Genomic DNA, 16083 nt, shown 5'->3' on the forward strand with positions numbered 1-16083 from the left:
CACTGGTTTTACTTTACTCTCGCTTTACCGCTTCGTCAAACCCGGGTAATTTCCCGGAAATCACTAACGAAAAAGCTCAAGTCCCGCGAAACAGTACATGGCTATTCGCCCGTACTAATTCTTGGGGTTCCTCCAGGACGGCCGCTCCGGCTGCCCGAAGGCCTCCGTTCGCTCGCCCGTCTCCCTGGCGGCTTCGAAAACATTACAGGGACATGGCCTGGACGCCAAATCGGCCCCCTGCGAGCCGCGTCACAGGAGGCCGATCGTGAAAAAGCTCAGGTCAGGCTTCGTATTCGACGCCGGCGAAGGTGCGCTTGCCCCGCCGAAGTACCGCAAAGCGACCGTGCAACAACACAGCGGGATCAAGAACGGCTTCACCGTCGGTGATCCGCTCATTGTTCAGGTACGCCCCGCCCTCGGCGATCGTCCGGCGAGCCTCGTTCGCACTGGACACCAGGCCTGACTCCCGCAACAACACACCCAGGGTCGGCGGCTCACCGCGTACGGCTGCCAGACCGGCCTCGGCCAGCGCCGAGCGCAACGTGCCCGCCGAGAGGTCGGACAACGAACCTCGCCCGAAAAGGGCCTGCGAAGCAGCGACCGCCTGGTTTGCCTCTTCTTCGCCATGCACCAGTGCGGTCACCTCGAAGGCCAGCGCTCGCTGCGCGAGCCGGGCCTGCGGCCGCTCCGCAGTCGCCTTCTCCAGCTCCTCGAGCTCCTCGCGGGACTTGAAGCTGAAGTACCGCAGGTACTGCGAGACGTCGCGGTCGTCCGAGTTGATCCAGAACTGGTAGAAGGCGTACGGCGAGGTCATCTCCGGGTCGATCCAGACCGCGCCGCCCTCACTCTTGCCGAACTTGGTGCCGTCGGCCTTGAGCACGAGCGGCGTGGTGAAGGCGTGCACCGGCCCGGCCCCGCGACGGCGCACGAAGTCGACGCCGGCGGTGATGTTGCCCCACTGGTCGGAGCCACCGAACTGCAGGCCGCAACCGTGGCGTACGTGCAGTTGGTAGAAGTCGTTGGCCTGCAGCAACTGGTAGCTGAACTCGGTGAAGCTGATCCCGGTCTCCAGCCGGTTGCGCACCACGTCGCGGGCCAGCATCTTGTTGACCGGGAAGTGCTTGCCGACGTCACGAAGGAAGTCGATCACCGAGGTGGGACCGGTCCAGTCGAGGTTGTTGACCAGCTCGGCGCCGTTGGCCCCCTCGTAGGTGACGAACGGCTGGAGCTGAGAACGGATGCGCGCGACCCAGCCCTCGATCACCTCGGGCGGGTTCATCGAGCGCTCGCTGGACTCACGCGGGTCGCCGATCTGACCGGTGGCCCCGCCCACCAGCAGCAGCGGCTTGTGGCCGGCCAGCTGGAGGCGCCGGGCGGTCACAGCCTGCACGAGGTGGCCGACGTGCAGCGAGGCGGCGGTGGGGTCGAAACCCACATAAAAGGTCAGATTTCCACCGTTGAGGGCTCCGGTCAGCTCCTCTGATGAAGTGGAATCCTGGATCAGGCCGCGCCACGTCAGGTCGTCTACGAGAGTCACACCCTGGATTCTCCCGTACTGCTACGTGCGGGGGACACCGGGTTTGGCCATGCTGTACGGATGAGTCGCCTGGGTAGCGCCACACCGTCGATAAGGATGTCCGCATGACACGCCTCTCCGAGGTCGACCTGTCGGCCAAGTTGTCGAAGAAGGAAGGCCTCGACCGGCTCGAGGCCGCTCAGCAGCGCCTCCTGCACCTTCGGCTGCTGCTCGGTGGCCAACTCGGCGAGCAGAGGATCGGCCCGCCCCTCTGCATCGTTTTCGAAGGCTGGGACGCCTCCGGCAAGGGCGGAGCCATCAAGCGCCTCGCCGCGCCGCTGGACCCCCGCCATGTCCGCGTCTCGCAGTTCGCCGCCCCCACCTACGACGAAAAACGACACCATTTCCTGCAGAGGTTCTGGAATGTCCTTCCCGGCTGGGGCGGCATGACCATCCTCGACCGCTCCTGGTACGGGCGTGTCCTGGTCGAACGCGTCGAAGGCTTCGCTACCGAGGAGCAATGGACCCGCGCTTACCAGGAAATCGTGGAATTCGAACGCGCCCTCGCCGCCGAGGGCACCATCCTGGTCAAGTTCTGGATGCACGTCTCCCCGGAGGAACAACTTCGCCGCTTCCAGGATCGCGCCGCCGACCCGCTCCGTCAGTGGAAACTCACCGACGAGGACTGGCGCAACCGCGAGAAGCGGCCGGCGTACGAGGCCGCCCTGGGCGACATGTTCGCCAAGACCGACCAGAAGCGCGCACATTGGAAGATCATCGCCGGTGACAACAAGTCGTACGCCCGGGTTGCCGTCCTCGAACACGTCAGCCACACCATCGAAAAACATCTGACGAGTCGTGGCTACAACCTCAAGGACGCCGACTGACGATCGACCTGCTCGCGTCCACTGTGGCGTACCCTGCCGGGTGATGTTAACGCTCATCATGGGGGCTGTGCGGGCTCGTACCGCGCAGGTTTTGGCGGTGCTCGTCCTCACCGCGCTGGCCGCCGCGGTCGCCGCGGCCGGTCCCTGGTTCGCGTTCGCGAGCATGAGTTCGGCCGCCGGAGCCGTCGTCGGCGCGGCTCCGGCCGAGCAGCGGACGCTGTCGATCCGGCAGAGCACCCACCTCAACGGCGATCCGCAGAACACCATCGACCAGCTCGTGGCCCGGGTGCGCGACGACCTCGCGCTGCCGTCGGCCGAGCCGGTCACCGGACTGGTGCAGGCGATGAACGTGACCCGTGGCTCACGGACCGACACCATGCCGGTGGCCTACCGCGACCAGTTCTGCGATCAGGTCCGGTTGCAAGGGCCGTGCCCGGCCGAACCGGGCGAGGTCGCGATCAGTGCGGCCGCCGGGCAGCGGCTCGGATTACGGCCCGGCGACCGGGTGACCGAGCACTTCTCGCTGGGCCTGCGGCCGGTCACGTTCCGGATCGTGTCGGTCTACACCCTGATCGACCCGGACGGCCCCTACTGGAGCAACCACTTCTACCGCGCGCTCAGCGGGCTCGACCCGGTGTTCACGCCGATCGGCACGTTCGAGCTCGGCCAGCTGTCCGACCCGACCGTGACCTGCGACGTGCGGCTTCCGGAGGGGCTGCTGCGTGGCGACGGCGGCTACGACCTCGGCGCGGCTCTGAACACGGCCGCCGCCAAACTCCGGAGTGAGCAGCTGGAGCTGTTCAACTCCAGCGGGCAGGTGCTCACCGCGGTCGCGCGGGACCGGGCGACCGTGCGCACCACGGTCACCGTCTCGCTCGTGCAGGTGCTGATCCTGGCCTGGTTCGCGATCGGCCTGGCCGGCCGGTACACCAGCCGTGACCGGCACGGGGACACCGCTTTGCTGAAGCTTCGCGGCGTCGCCTCGTCCGGCCTGCTCCGCCTGGCCTGGGGACAGCATCTGGTCCCGCTGACCGCCGGTGCGATCGTCGGCCTGCCCCTCGGCTTTCTGCTGGCCCGGCTGCTGGCGGGCCCGGTCGGCAACGCGTCCGACCAGCGCTCGGCGCTACTTCTGTCGATCGTCGCGGTGGCCGCGGTCCTGGTCGGCGGGCTGTTCGTGCTGGCCCTGCTGGAGGCGCTGGCCCAGCGCCGGTCGGTGGTCGATCTGCTGCGCCGGGTCACGTCGCGGCGTGGCGACTGGAAGTCCGGCCTGATCGATCTGCTCCTGCTCGCCGTCGCGGTGCTGGCGGTCTATCAGGCCCGGGCCGGCCGCGCCGCGGGTGGACTCGCGCTCGCCGCCCCCACCCTGGTCGCCCTGGCGGTGGCGTTGCTGCTGGCCCGGGTGCTGGCCCGGGTCGCCGACCGGGGCGGCGGGGCGGCGGTGCGCTCGGGCCGATTGCGGCTCGGGCTGACCGCGGTGCAGGTGTCCCGGCGGCCGGGCTCCGACCGGCTGTTCGCGCTGGTGGTCGTGACGGTCGCGATGTTCACCACCGCGCTCGGTGGATGGCTGGCCGATCGTGCGCACCGGGCCGGGCGGAGCGACGCCGAGCTGGGTGCGCAGCGGGTATTGACCGTGCAGGCGGCCAACCGCACGGTCCTCGAGCAGGCGGTCCGCCGGGCCGACCCGCAGGGGACACGGGCGATGGCGGCGGTCGTCGACACCACTCACCAGCCGGCCGTGCTCGCGGTGGACAGCTCCCGGCTGGCCGCGGTCGCTCGCTGGCGCCCCGACTACGGGCCCGTCTCCATCCTGTCGGCGGCAATGGCCGACGATCCGGGCCCGGCTCCCCTGCCGGCGGTCACCGGCGACCGGCTCACCGTGCGCCTGGAACACCTGGGCAGCTCTCCGGCCGCTCTCCGGCTGGTGCTGCAGCACGAGGGCACGGGCGCCCCGATCCAGGTTCCCTTCGGCCCGCTCGGACCGGGAACGCAGACTCTGAGCGGCCCGGTGAACGGCTGCTCGGCCGCGCCCGGTTGCCGGATCGTCCGCTGGGAGGTGACCGGGCCGCCCGATTCGCAGGGGCGGACCGCGGCAGCCGAATACCCGACGGTCGTCACCGTGCGCGGGCTGACCCAGTCGAACCCACCGGCCACCATCCTGGACAGTTCCACGCTGGCCGACATCAACCGCTGGCGGGGCGGCACGTTCGGCGCCGCGATGGACATCGACACCGCCCGGGGCGCCCTGCGGATGGCGATCGACGAGAATCTGACCGGCACCGCGGCGACCAGCGACCAGGTCTGGGCGGTCGACAACCGGCTGCCGCTGCCGGTCGTGCTGGGTGGGGATCCGCCGGACGACTGGCAGTTCACCGAGCCGGGCCTGGAGTCGCTGGGCGCCGGGATCACGCCGGTGCGGGTGGCCGGCAGCGCCCGGGCGCTGCCGGTGCTCGGCACCACCGGCGTACTGATCGACCTCGACGCCTCGCGCCGGATCATCGGTGACGCCACCGACGAAGGCACCTTCCAGGTGTGGCTGGCTCCCGGCGCCGAGCCGGGTCTGATCAGCGCGCTGGAAGCAAACGGGCTGTCCGTCCGGAAGGACGAGTCGACGGCGGCCCGAGCCGACCGGCTGGAACGACAGGGACCGTCGGCCGGGGCCCGGTTCGCGCTGCTGTCCGGGGTGATCGGGCTGATGCTCGCGGCGGCGACCATGGCGGTCGCCGGAGCGGTCGACCGGCGCACGCGCCTGGACGAGATGACCACGCTGCGGGTTCAGGGGCTGCCGCAGCGCGTCGCGACCGTGGCGAGCTGGGCCGGCACCGCCGGGCTCCTGCTGGCCGGACTGGCCGGTGGCTTGCTCGCGGCCGGGCTGGCCCGGCCGCTCGCCCGTTCGGTCGTGCCCGGCTTCTCCGACGGCTGGGCCGTCCTCGCCCCGCCGAACCCGCTCGGCCCGGTCGCGGTCGCCCTGGCCGGTCTGCTCGCCCTGGTCGTGCTGGGCCTGGCCGGCTGGTTCTCGGTGTGGAGCCTGCTGCGGCGACTCCGGGAGGACAACCGGTGATCTCGCTCGTCCTGGCCATGATCTGGTCGCGTCGTGGCCAAGCGGTCACCCTCGCGCTGCTCGCTCTCCTCGCGGTCGCGGCCGCCGTGGCCTCGCCGGCCTACCTGATCGCGGCCGATCGAGCGATCGCCGTCGGTCAGATCGCCACCGCCGACGCGGCCGAACGCAGCCTGGCCATGACCGCGGTGCAGAACGACCGGGAGGCCGAGGGCGACGGTGGCGGCCAGTTCGACTTCAAGGACATCGGCTCGGCCCTGATCGATCTGCCCGGCTTCACCTACGTCTATTCGGCCGAGTTCACCGCGATCGGCATCCAGCCCGGCAAGCAGTACGCCGACCGCCTCGTGTTCCGCCAGGACGTCTGCTCGCACGTCCGGATGGTCAGCGGCCGCTGCACGGCCGTCGAGGGCGAGGTGATCGTCGGGGCGGCCGCGGCGAAACGTCTCCGGCTGGTGGCCGGGCAGTCGATCACCATGCGGGCGGCCCGCTACAGCGACGACCCGGTCAACCCCGGCTACCTTCCGGACGGCAAGCCGAAGAACCTGGTGATCGCGGGCACCTACCGCGTCGACGCGCCCGAGGACACCTACTGGGGCACTCACGGATACTTCACCGCCGTCTCCGGGGCCGGGCCGGGCGAACCGGTCTTCACCAACGCGGCCACGTTCGCCGCGATCGATCACGGCGACACCGCCAAGGCCGTCGACGGCGCGGCCGGGCCGCGGGCGCTCGACCCCGACCGCCTCGACGACCTGCGGGCCGGCCTGGCCGCGCTGCGATCGGACCCGTCCGACCTGGGCACAGCGATCGCCATCCGAACGCAAATTCCGGAGCTGCTCGACCGCATCGACGCGGGCCGGGCCGCCGCCAACCTGCTGGTACCGGTTCTCGCCGTGCCGTTGGTGCTGCTCGCCTGCTTCAGCATCCTGCTGGCCGTCGGCTACGGCACCGAGGGCCGGCAGCCCGAGCTCGCAGTGGTGGCGCTACGCGGCTCCCGATGGTGGACGCGGTGGTGGCTCGCGATCGGCGAGAACGTCGCCTCGGTGGCGGTCGGCGCGGTCGCCGGGTGCGTGGCCGGCCAGCTGCTTGTCAACGCGGTCGCGGCCGCCCGCTTTCCGGGCACCGGCGTCGACTCGGGCTGGAGCTCGCTGCGGTACGCGCCGTACGCCGCGCTGGCCGCACTCCTCGCGGCCGTCCTGGCCCAGCGCCGGCAGCTGATCAGCCCGGTGGTCAACCTGTTGCGCCGTAACCCGGTGGCCACCAACGACCCGCGCGCTCTGGCCGGCGAGGCGGTGATCCTGCTGCTCGCGGTCGTGTCCACCGGGCAGCTGATCATCTCCGACGGCGCCCTGACCGGCGTCGGCATGCTGGCGCCCGCGTTCCTGGTGCTGGCCATCGCGGTGGCCGGCGCCCGCCTGCTGCTCCCGGCCGTCACCCGGTACGCCGTGCACGCCCTCGCCCGCGGCCACCTGGGCGTGGCCCTGGCCGCCTTCCAGCTCTCCCGCCGGCCGGGCGCTCGGCGGCTGTTCGCCCTGCTGGCCGCCACGATCGCGGTGTCCGGCTATGCCGCCTGCACGATCGACGTGGCCGCCCGGGGCCGGGCGGTCCAGTCCGGCCTCGGCGTCGGCGCCGACCGGGTGCTCGACGTCGGCGGCTCGGTCTACCGCAGCCAGCTGCTGACCGCGGTCCGTAACGTCGACCCCGACGGCCGCTACGCGATGGCCGCCGTCCGCCTGCCCAGCGCCGGCCACGACGAACCGCTCGGGCTGGCCGTCGACTCGACCCGGCTGGCCGCGGTCGCGCACTGGCCGTCCGACGCCCCGCCGGTCGGCCGGATGGCCGGCCGCCTGCGCCCGGATGCCCCGCCGCCACCGATCTTCACCGGTCCGGACCTCACCATCGAGGCCAGCGGCACCGGCCTGGACGACAAGAGTCAGCTCCGGCTCCTGGTATCGGTCTCGTCGACAAGCGGTGCCGGCGACTCACTCGTCCAGCTCGGCAAGATTCGCAACGGACGATTCCGATACAGCCAGAGCGTCGGCGTGTGCCAGCAGGGCTGCCGCCTCAACGGCCTTCAGGTGGTGGCGGCCACCACGATCACCGAGGTCACCGGCCAGTTGGTGATCAACAAGCTGAGCACGTCCGACCCGACCGGCCCACTCGCCGACCCGGCGCGCTGGCGGATGACGAAGTACGGCACCCTCGCCGGCGACCCGGGCGGGCTGCGGATCAGCCTGGACGCACCCGACGGCCTGGCCGGTGGCGCCTGGATCAGCCCGGCCGACGCTCCGTACCCGCTCCCGATCGCCTATTCCGGTGCGGCCCCCCTCGCCGGCTCGATCACCGGGGCGGGCGGCGGTCCGCTGCCGGTCCGGCCGGTCGGCGAGCTCCCGGCCGTGCCCCAGCTCGGCCGCCATGCGACCCTCGCCGACCTGGAGTGGGCCGACCGGCTGGCCACCGACGCCGGCCGGGCCCTGCAACCCCAGGTCTGGCTCGGCCCCGGTGCGCCGGCCGACATCGTCGACCGGCTGTCCGTGCAGGGTTTGACCGTCGTCGGCGATACCCGCGCCGACCAGGTCCGGCGCCAGCTCGACGAGCAGGGCCCGGCGCTGTCCCTCTGGTTCTACGTCCTGGCCGGGGTGCTGTCGGTGCTGCTCGGCGCGGGCGCGCTGGTGCTGGCCGCGACGGTCGACCAGGCCCGCCGGATCGAGGACCTGTCGGCGCTGCGCGCCCAGGGCCTGAGCCGGCGGCGACTCGCCTGGGCCACGAGCTGGACGTACCCAATCCTGGTCGCGATCGCCGCGGTGGTCGGGCTGGTGGCTGCCCTGGTCACCTGGCTGGCCACCGGCTGGGTGCTGCCGCTGGCCGGCACCGACCCACCCGATCTGCCCCTGCCGACCTGGCCCGGCCTGCTCACCGTGCTCGGGACGACCCTGGCCGTCTCCCTGGTCCTCGTCCTGGTGGCCGCGGGCACCGGGCGAAACCTGCGCCGCCGGGTCACCAGGAAGGAAAGGCCGGCGTGACGCAACCGAACGGCTACCGGCCGGGTACCGATTTGCGGCCGGCGGCGGAACACCGTTGGTTGGGTGACTGCCCTCATCCGACGCGACCCGCTGCGCTCCCTCCGGCTGCTGTTCCTGGCCGCGATGGTGCTGGTCGGCGGCATCTCCCTGAGCCAGGCCGCGCTGACGCACGCGTCCGGCAGCGCCATGTTGACAGCCGCGGCGGTGCTGGGCGCGGTCTTCCTGCTGCGGGTGGCGGAGTTCCGGCGTGGTGCGCTGGTTCCGCCGGCGGTGGATCTGCTGGAGCTGGCGGCCGTCGGAGTGATGCTGTTCCACGTGCGGGAGCCGGACCCGGTGGTCGGCCCGATCTACTTCGTGCTGCTGTTCCGGGGTGCGACCGGCCGGTTGTCGAGGTTGCTGCCGATGATCGCCGGCTACATCGCGGTGTGCCTGATCGGGTTCTCGGCCGCCGGCGTGCAGCTGATGCCGGGCACGTACATCGGCATGCTGATCACCCCGATGCTGATGTACGGCATGCGGATGGTCCTGATGCAGATGCAGAGCGAGGCGCAGCGCCACGAACGGTTGCTCGCCGACGTACTCAGCCGGATGCCGTTCCCGGTCGTGGTGACCAGCACGGACGGCGAGGTGGTGCTGGCCAACCGGGCCGCGACCGAGCTGACCGGACCGCTCGGCGAGGTGCGGGCGACGTTCGCGGACGGCACGCCGGTGGATCTGCGCCGGCTGGTGCCGGGCGAGTCCGGTCTGGAGCTGCGGATCACCCGCGGCGACGGGCGGGTGGTGCAGGTGCTGGCCGACACGGTGCTGACCGCACACGGGACGATCGTGGCACTGCAGGACGTGACCGCGCAGCGTGGTTACGAGCACCGGCTCGAGCACGCCGCCTATCACGACCCGCTGACCGGCCTGCCCAACCGGGCACTGCTGTGGCGGCGGTTCGCCGAGGCCGGCGACGGCCCGTACGCGGTGCTGCTCGTCGACCTGGACGGCTTCAAGGCGATCAACGACACGTACGGGCACCTGGCCGGCGACGAACTGCTGTGCCGGGTCGCGGAGCGGCTGCGGAACGTGTGCGGCCCGGACGCGACGGTGGCCCGGCTGGGCGGCGACGAGTTCGCCGCGCTGCTGCCGGACACCGAGGCCGAGCGGGCCGCGACGGTGGCGGCCGAGGTGCGCCGCTGCTTCGACTGGGAGATCCCGCTGTCCACCGGCCCGGTGCGGGTGGGCGGCAGCGTCGGCTCGGCCCTGGGCGGCCCGGGCCTCTCCCCCGACGCGGTGCTGGCCGAGGCCGACGCCGCGATGTACGCCGAGAAGCACAGCCGGGTCAGTAAGTAGGCGCCGCCTTGTAGGGCGGGAGGTGCAGGGCCTCGCGAATTGACGCCTGGACCTCCTCGGCCGGCGGGCGCGCGTCGATGTCGTGCACGTACTCCTTGCGGCGGAACAACGCCAGGACCGGGCGGGTCTTCTCGTTGTAGTCGTGCAGCCGGGCCTCGAGCGCCTCCGGGGTGTCGTCCTCCCGGGTGATCAGCTGGTGGCCGCAGATGTCGCAGCTACCCGCCTCCTTGGGGCGGTCGGCGATCAGGTTGTAGTCCATCCCGCAGTTCGGGCAGAGCCGGCGGCTGAGCACCCGGCGGCGCACCTCGTCTTCCGGCAGTTCGAGATGGATGACCCCGTCGATGTCGTAGCTCTCCATGAAGAACTCGGCCTGCCGGTCGTTGCGCGGGAAGCCGTCGATGACGAAGCCGTAGTTCCAGTCGTGCTGGTCGAGCCGCTCGCGCACCACCGACTCGACCAGGTCGTCGCCGACCAGCTCGCCGGCGTTCATGATGCGGCGCACCTGGGCGCCGAGCTTGGTGTGCTTCTTCACGTGCCAGCGGAAGATGTCGCCGACCGAGATGTGCACCAGGCCGAGGTCGTCGCAGAGAAGCTCGCTCTGGGTGCCCTTGCCACTGCCCTGAACACCCATGATCACGTACTTGCGCATCGGTTGGCCTCTCTCAGTCGGTCGCGCCGAGCCGCAGTGCACCGGACGCGGGGCGCCCGGTCAACGTAGTGGGGTCGATGCTCCAGGCATCGGCCACCCGGAACACGTCCCGCTCACTGATCAGAACGGTCGCGTCCTCGTCCAGTTCCGCGGGCAGACCGGCGTCGCGTTCGGCCGGGCCGGGCTCGCCGAACCAGGACGTCACCTCGCCGCTCTGCCCTACATAACCGAACGAGCGGATCAGCTCGCCGTCGACGGCCCGCTGCCAGCGATGCAGTTCGGTCACCCGATGGGTGGCGAAGAACTGCACCTCGGTGTGCAACTCGGCGGAGAGCGCGATCACATCAATGGATTCTGCGATGAACCGGCGGCCGACCGCCAGGGTCCATCGGGTGTCCCGGGCGCCGGGAAGTGGCGGGGTCACCGCCACCCGGTCGTCGGTCAGGTGCGCGACGTCGATGCCCTCGCGCCACGGCACCGGGCCGAGATCGCGCAGGCCCAGCGCCTTGAGGACGGCGGACGCGTCGTCACCGGCCACCGCCAGCCACGCCTGTTTCCCGCCGAAGCCCACCATCACGTCGTTGCCCATGCGCCAACGCTATCCGGAATGCGCGGCGACCTGTCCGGTCAGGCCCAGCCGTACTCCTTGCGCAGCTTTCCCGCGACCTGGTCGAAGCGCCCCCGGTCGAGGATCGCGCCCTCCCGGCGAATGCCGGTGTGGTCGACCTCGATCACCCGGTCCAGACGCACCCAGCTCGGCCGGGACTCGCGGTCCCAGGAGCCCGGGCCGAGCCCGAACCAGTTGTGCTGGCCGTCGCGCTCATTCTGGCTGGACAGCATCAGCCCGAGCACCCGGCGCCCCTTGCGCCCGACGACCAGGACCGGCCGGTCCTTGCCCTGCGACGCATCCTCCTCGTAGGGCACCCAGGTCCAGACGACCTCGCCCGGGTCGGCGTCACCGTCGAGGTTCGGTGAGTACTCCAGGTGGCGGCCGCTCGGCTTCTCCTGCTTGACGGCGGGCGGCTTGGCCGGGGTGAGCTTCCGGAACAGTGCGGTCAGAATCTTGGACACCGCAGCACGGTAGTTCATCGCGGTTCGGTGTGGGTGGCCCAGGGCTCTCCGACGGTGTTACACAGAACGACATTGCGGTCGTCCTGCATGAACAGCGTCGAACTGCCCGTACCCCAGGTGCCCGACGCCCAGATCGGCTGGTCGTACCGGTCGTACACGACCAGGTTGCCGTCGGGCTGGTTGAACAGGCGGGTAGCCGGTGCTGGTGCGGGTCTCCCAGATGGTGGTGCCGGCGGCGTCCAGCACCACGTTGCCGTCGGCCCGCATCTCGAACGTGAACCGGCCGTCGCTCGAGGTCAGGCGCATCCCGCGGAACAGGGTGCGGCCGGTCGGCAGCTCATTGCCCCACTGCTGATCGAGCAGGGCCGCGCGCACGTCGCTGTAGGCCGGTTCCTTCGGAAGGCCGGCGACGTCCCGCAGACCGAAGTGGCACTCGGCCGGCTTCTCGGGACAGATGCTCGTATCCTGGAAGGAGTAGATGAACATCGGGCCGGCGAAGTCGAAGTCGTGCCACATCCGCACACCCATCTCCAGGGCGTCCCGGACCGTCTCCGGACTCGCCGGAACATTCACCTCCGCCGACGGGAACCCGTACTCGGTGGCCCAGATCTTCTTCGCCGAGTCGCCGTGCTGTTCCATCACGGCGCGCAGCGCGGCGAGGCCGCTGCACGGCACGTCACCCGGCGGCCCGAAGTTCGAATACCACCGCGGCCAGCCGCCGGCGCACGAGTAGGGCGCGTACACCGGCAGGTGGGCGCTGCTCCATTCCGGGTACGGGTGGTCGGCCACCGCGTCGAAGTCCGCACCGTAGCCGTGCTGGTAGGCCCACTCCAGCCAGTCGGCCGGCTCGTCGTCGCCGGCCCCGCCCGCCGACCCACCGGCCACCACCACGCAGGCCGGGCAGCCCACGCGAATCTCCTGGTGGGCGATCCGCACCAGTTCCCAGTAGCGCTGCTTGCGGGTCTCCGGCCGGTTGTCGCCGTAGTTACCGAAGGCCAAGATATTCGGTTCGTTCCACACCTCGTACGCCTGCACCTTCGGCCCGAAGTGCGCGACCGACGCGGCGACGATGGCCCGCCAGGCGTTGTCGTCGGTCGGGAACCACGTGATGTCGTCGGGGTGACCGTTCGCCCACGGCGCCGAGTAGGTCAAGATCAACAGAACCCGAACACCCTTGGCGTACGCCGCGTTCACCTGCGCGTCGATGCCGGTCCAATCCAGCGGACCGCCCGCGGTCGGCTGCACCCGGTCCCAGTCGAGGCCGGCCCGGATGATCGGCTTGGTACCGCCCAGGTAGTCGACCATGTCGCCGATGCGTTCCGGCTTACCGGCCGCCGAGCCACCGTCGTTGAAACCAATATCAAAGGCCGAGAAGGTGTACGGCTGATCGGCCGCGAAAACCGGTGTCACCAGCCCCGCCACCACCGTCACCACGGCCAACAGACACGCCAAGAACCCGCGCAAGACTCAGCCCCCGTATAGCTGACGATCAACGCCTCGGGCAGCGTAACGCCCTCTAGGCTCGTCGGGTGACCCCGAACATCGACGCGTGGCAGGCTTGGCATCCGAGCGTCGTCGCCGCCCGGCTGGCCGGCGTGGCGACGCCCTGGTACGTGGCCGGCGGCTGGGCGGTCGACCTGCATCTGGGCCGGGTGACCAGGGAGCACGAGGACCTGGAGATAGGCATCCCCCGGTCCCAGTTCGCCGAGATCGCCGGCCGTTTCCCGGAGCTGGCCTTCTACGTGGCCGGCAGCGGCCGGGTGATCCCGGCCGTCCCCTCAGCGATGGACGCCGAGCACCAGACCTGGGCACTGGACCCGGCCGCCGAGCTGTGGCGCTTCGACGTGATGCGCGAGCCCCACGACGGCGACACCTGGATCGCCCGACGCCATCCGAGCCTGCGTCGCCCGTACCGCGAAATCGTGCTGACCAGCCGCGACGGCATCCCCTACCTGAGCCCCGACGTGGTCCTGCTCTTCAAGGCGAGATACGGCCGCCCAAAGGACGAGGCCGACTACGCGGTGCTGGCCCCGGCCCTGACCCCGGCCCAGCGCACCTGGCTGGACGCCGCTCTGGACCTGGTCCACCCCGGCCACCCTTGGCAAACCCGAGATCGCTAACGCTGAGCGACAAACATGCGCCCTTTACGGGTACGCGGCCAGGAGCCCACAACCGCAGCCACACCCGACCCGCCGCGCAGCGCGATCCCCTGCAACAACCGCGCGTGCCGCGACTCTCGCGCGACATGCCCCGAATCCCGCCCGTGCCGGGCGGGCCTCCCGCACCGAGAACAGCCGCCGAGACTACCCAGCCCGGACCGCCAGCCGATGCCGTGCCACGATCGTGGCGGTGACGATGGCGAGCAGGCCGGCGACCGTGCAGATCAGCGTGAGGGTCGTGGTCGCACCGTGCGAGCTGTCCGTACTCCGCGGGTCCGGTGAGCCGTGCGGGTAAGTCAGTACCGCGTACGCCGCGAGGTAGAACTGGTAGGCCGGCAGCGTGGCAGCGGCGAGACCGGCCGCGACCAGGCCCGTCGCGAGCCGACGGCGGGCGAGCGCGGCCACCAGCAGCCAGCCGGCGAGCAGGCCGGCGATGGTCCCGGCGACGGTTAGCGGCCGTATCACGGCAGGCTCGACCGGCCACATCCTGATGTTGTAGCTGGCCGCGTCGGTGAAGGGGGAGCCGGTGAAGACCCGGGCATCGCCGTACAACTTCAGCCCGCCGCGGGTCGCTGTCCAGATGCCGTACTGGATCGGGACGCTGACGGTCATGTCTTCGCGGGGGATGACGCGGCCTTCGCTCTCCCGCAAGGACGTGATCCGCCACCCGGTGCCGGTCAGCGCGTCGCGGATCCGGGAGGCCGACCAGCCCGCGGTGCCATCGACCTGGACCGCGACGCTCGGTCCCTGCTGCCCGGACGTCTCGTGGTAGAGGGGGGCGTCGCCGGGTATCCCGGTGAGGGTGGCGTTGAGGGCCTGCGCCTCCCGGTCGGACGGGATGGCAGCGGCCGTCCGCCAGGCAATCCAGGTGCCGGCCGCGGCGCCCAAGCCACCCAGCACGGCAGCGGCGAGCAGGGCGGCCACCCAAGCGAGGGGACGCCGGGCGGGCAGCTTGAAGCGTTGCCCGAGGCCGGAGAGAATCAGGTGGAGGCCGGGCCGGTGGCCGTCTTCGGCCATGTCCAACAGGGTGGTGAGGATCTCGGTGCCGCGGTGGTCGCGGTAGGAGCGAGGGTAGGCCCAGAGCAGACGCCGGTAGTGCCGTTCGGTGCGGGTGGTCACAGCGCACCCCCGAACGCGAGGCGTAGCCGGACGGCGGCCGCGTCGGCGTTGCGCCGTAGCCGCTGCACCTGCGCTGTCAGGGCCGCGGCCCCGGACGCGGTGAGCCGGTAGTAGCGCCGCAGCCGCCCGTCGACCGCTTCCTCGTGGTCGATCTCGACGAGGCCCTGCTCGGTGAGCCGGTCGAGCGCGCCGTACAGGGTGCCGGGCCGCAGCACGACCTCCCCTTGGGACAGCTGCTCGACGGCACGGATCACGCCGTACCCATGGGTGGGCTCGGCCGCGAGAGCGGTGAGGATCAGAAACGTCGGCTCCTGCATGCCGGGGGACGCTACCTCAGCCGATATATAACGCCAAGCGTTATGTAGGACAAGCTGCGGGCACGCAGCGGCCAGCCTCGCCTACAGACCGAGCCCGGCCTGTTCACTCTCGCCCACCTTGTGGACATGCCGTTTGGGCCGCGCAGCAGTTCCACAAGATCTGGACAAGGCTGCAGGAACACGCCGGGCACGGCATCGCTTAGCCGACAGACCCGGGTCGGGCTTGAATCCGAGCCGGCGGCAGCGTTGGCGGTGGGCGTTTGGGACGGGCCCGCCCGCAGCGGGCGCGCGGAGGGTGGGTCTCGCCTGGCGAAACTGAGTGCCACGGGACCTGTTGCTGCGCGTACTGGAAAAGGTTTTAGTTATTGCGGTTGAAAGTGTCTGGCGCTAGGCGAGGGGTAAGCCGGCCGACTGTGTGTGCGTCGGCTCGGGTGCTGCGTGGTGGGTCAGCACCGCGGCCGTCATGAACGTGCCGCCTACCGCCAGGGCGCCCAGGATGCCCAGTGAGATCTGCTGTTCGTGGTCGCGCTGGCGTTCGTAGTCCGACTCGTTGATCACCGTGGTACGGCCGTTGTTCTCGATCACGTACTGGCCGTTGTGCATCTCGGCTCGGCCGTCCATCGACGCGAACGCCACCACCACCGACAGCCAGAAGCCGAAGAAGATCACCCCGGCCAGCATCGCGGCCCAGTGCGGCACGTGCGGCGGCACCCACGAGGTCAGGCTCCAGCGGGCCCGCGGCCTGGTCGTGCGGTAGTACCAGCGGTTGCCCAGCACGCCGGCAATCACGCCGGGCACGGTCAGGGCGGCGGCTATGCCGACCGCGGCGGGGGTGGGCACGAGGCGCACGCCGGCCAGCAAACCGGCGATCAGCACGGCCGCCCAGAGCATGCCGGCCGAGCACATCGCGCTGAATACGACAAGCAACCGATGCGGGATCATCAAGTCT

General features: G+C 70.9%; 13 protein-coding genes. 5 read left to right on the top strand and 8 right to left on the bottom strand.

Annotated elements, in window-relative coordinates; all coding sequences use genetic code 11:
- Nucleotides 1–280 precede the first annotated feature (280 nt).
- Nucleotides 281–1537: a tyrosine--tRNA ligase gene (tyrS, locus tag Ate02nite_RS00005; RefSeq protein ID WP_203797116.1), complete on the bottom strand. Its 1257-nt coding sequence runs from the start codon at nt 1535–1537 to the stop codon at nt 281–283.
- Between the two features lie 104 nt (nt 1538–1641).
- Here tyrS and Ate02nite_RS00010 point away from each other — a divergent pair, with 104 nt between their 5' ends.
- The 4 genes from Ate02nite_RS00010 (at nt 1642) to Ate02nite_RS00025 (ending at nt 9819) form a co-directional block, all read left to right on the top strand.
- Nucleotides 1642–2403, top strand: coding sequence for a polyphosphate kinase 2 family protein (locus tag Ate02nite_RS00010; RefSeq protein ID WP_203797117.1), 762 nt, complete (start codon nt 1642–1644; stop codon nt 2401–2403).
- Nucleotides 2404–2461: 58 nt separating this feature from the next.
- A complete protein-coding gene (locus Ate02nite_RS00015) occupies nt 2462–5461 on the top strand; it encodes an ABC transporter permease family protein (protein WP_239147038.1) in 3000 nt (999 codons plus the stop codon).
- Nucleotides 5458–8484: an FtsX-like permease family protein gene (locus tag Ate02nite_RS00020; RefSeq protein ID WP_203797119.1), complete on the top strand. Its 3027-nt coding sequence runs from the start codon at nt 5458–5460 to the stop codon at nt 8482–8484. Before Ate02nite_RS00015 ends, Ate02nite_RS00020 begins: the two co-directional genes overlap by 4 nt.
- A gap of 63 nt (nt 8485–8547) precedes the next feature.
- On the top strand, nt 8548–9819 hold the full coding sequence (locus Ate02nite_RS00025) for a GGDEF domain-containing protein (protein ID WP_239147018.1): 1272 nt from the start codon (nt 8548–8550) through the stop codon (nt 9817–9819).
- Here the strand turns inward: Ate02nite_RS00025 and Ate02nite_RS00030 are convergent.
- Genes Ate02nite_RS00030 through Ate02nite_RS00045 form a run of 4 tightly spaced genes read right to left on the bottom strand, consistent with a single transcriptional unit; the run spans nt 9809 to nt 12949 of the window.
- Complete coding sequence (locus Ate02nite_RS00030; RefSeq protein WP_203797121.1) at nt 9809–10468, bottom strand: adenylate kinase family protein; 660 nt, start codon at nt 10466–10468, stop codon at nt 9809–9811. The two genes, Ate02nite_RS00025 and Ate02nite_RS00030, sit on opposite strands and share 11 nt — an antisense overlap.
- Nucleotides 10469–10481: 13 nt before the next feature.
- On the bottom strand, nt 10482–11057 hold the full coding sequence (locus Ate02nite_RS00035) for a hypothetical protein (RefSeq protein WP_203797123.1): 576 nt from the start codon (nt 11055–11057) through the stop codon (nt 10482–10484).
- Between the two features lie 38 nt (nt 11058–11095).
- Nucleotides 11096–11539: a type II toxin-antitoxin system PemK/MazF family toxin gene (locus Ate02nite_RS00040; RefSeq protein WP_438871135.1), complete on the bottom strand. Its 444-nt coding sequence runs from the start codon at nt 11537–11539 to the stop codon at nt 11096–11098.
- Between the two features lie 57 nt (nt 11540–11596).
- A complete protein-coding gene (locus Ate02nite_RS00045; protein ID WP_203797127.1) occupies nt 11597–12949 on the bottom strand; it encodes a hypothetical protein in 1353 nt (450 codons plus the stop codon).
- A gap of 119 nt (nt 12950–13068) precedes the next feature.
- Here Ate02nite_RS00045 and Ate02nite_RS00050 point away from each other — a divergent pair, with 119 nt between their 5' ends.
- Nucleotides 13069–13659 carry a nucleotidyltransferase domain-containing protein gene (locus Ate02nite_RS00050; protein WP_203797129.1) on the top strand — a complete coding sequence of 197 codons (591 nt, stop codon included), beginning with the start codon at nt 13069–13071 and terminating at the stop codon, nt 13657–13659.
- A gap of 183 nt (nt 13660–13842) precedes the next feature.
- Here Ate02nite_RS00050 and Ate02nite_RS00055 read toward each other — a convergent pair whose 3' ends face one another.
- From Ate02nite_RS00055 to Ate02nite_RS00065, 3 genes are all read right to left on the bottom strand, one after another.
- Nucleotides 13843–14817, bottom strand: a complete 975-nt coding sequence (locus tag Ate02nite_RS00055; protein WP_203797131.1) for a hypothetical protein — start codon at nt 14815–14817, stop codon at nt 13843–13845.
- Entirely contained in the window at nt 14814–15134 is a 321-nt protein-coding gene (locus Ate02nite_RS00060) for a PadR family transcriptional regulator (RefSeq protein WP_203797133.1), read from the bottom strand. The genes Ate02nite_RS00055 and Ate02nite_RS00060 overlap by 4 nt, the downstream gene beginning before the upstream one ends.
- 387 nt (nt 15135–15521) lie before the next feature.
- The gene (locus tag Ate02nite_RS00065) at nt 15522–16076 is read right to left on the bottom strand and encodes a hypothetical protein (RefSeq protein WP_239147040.1); all 555 of its coding nucleotides are present in this window, start codon (nt 16074–16076) and stop codon (nt 15522–15524) included.
- Nucleotides 16077–16083: the final 7 nt, after the last annotated feature.

It is taken from the genome of Paractinoplanes tereljensis (genome assembly GCF_016862435.1).
GTDB classification, from domain to species: Bacteria; Actinomycetota; Actinomycetes; order Mycobacteriales; family Micromonosporaceae; genus Actinoplanes; species Actinoplanes tereljensis.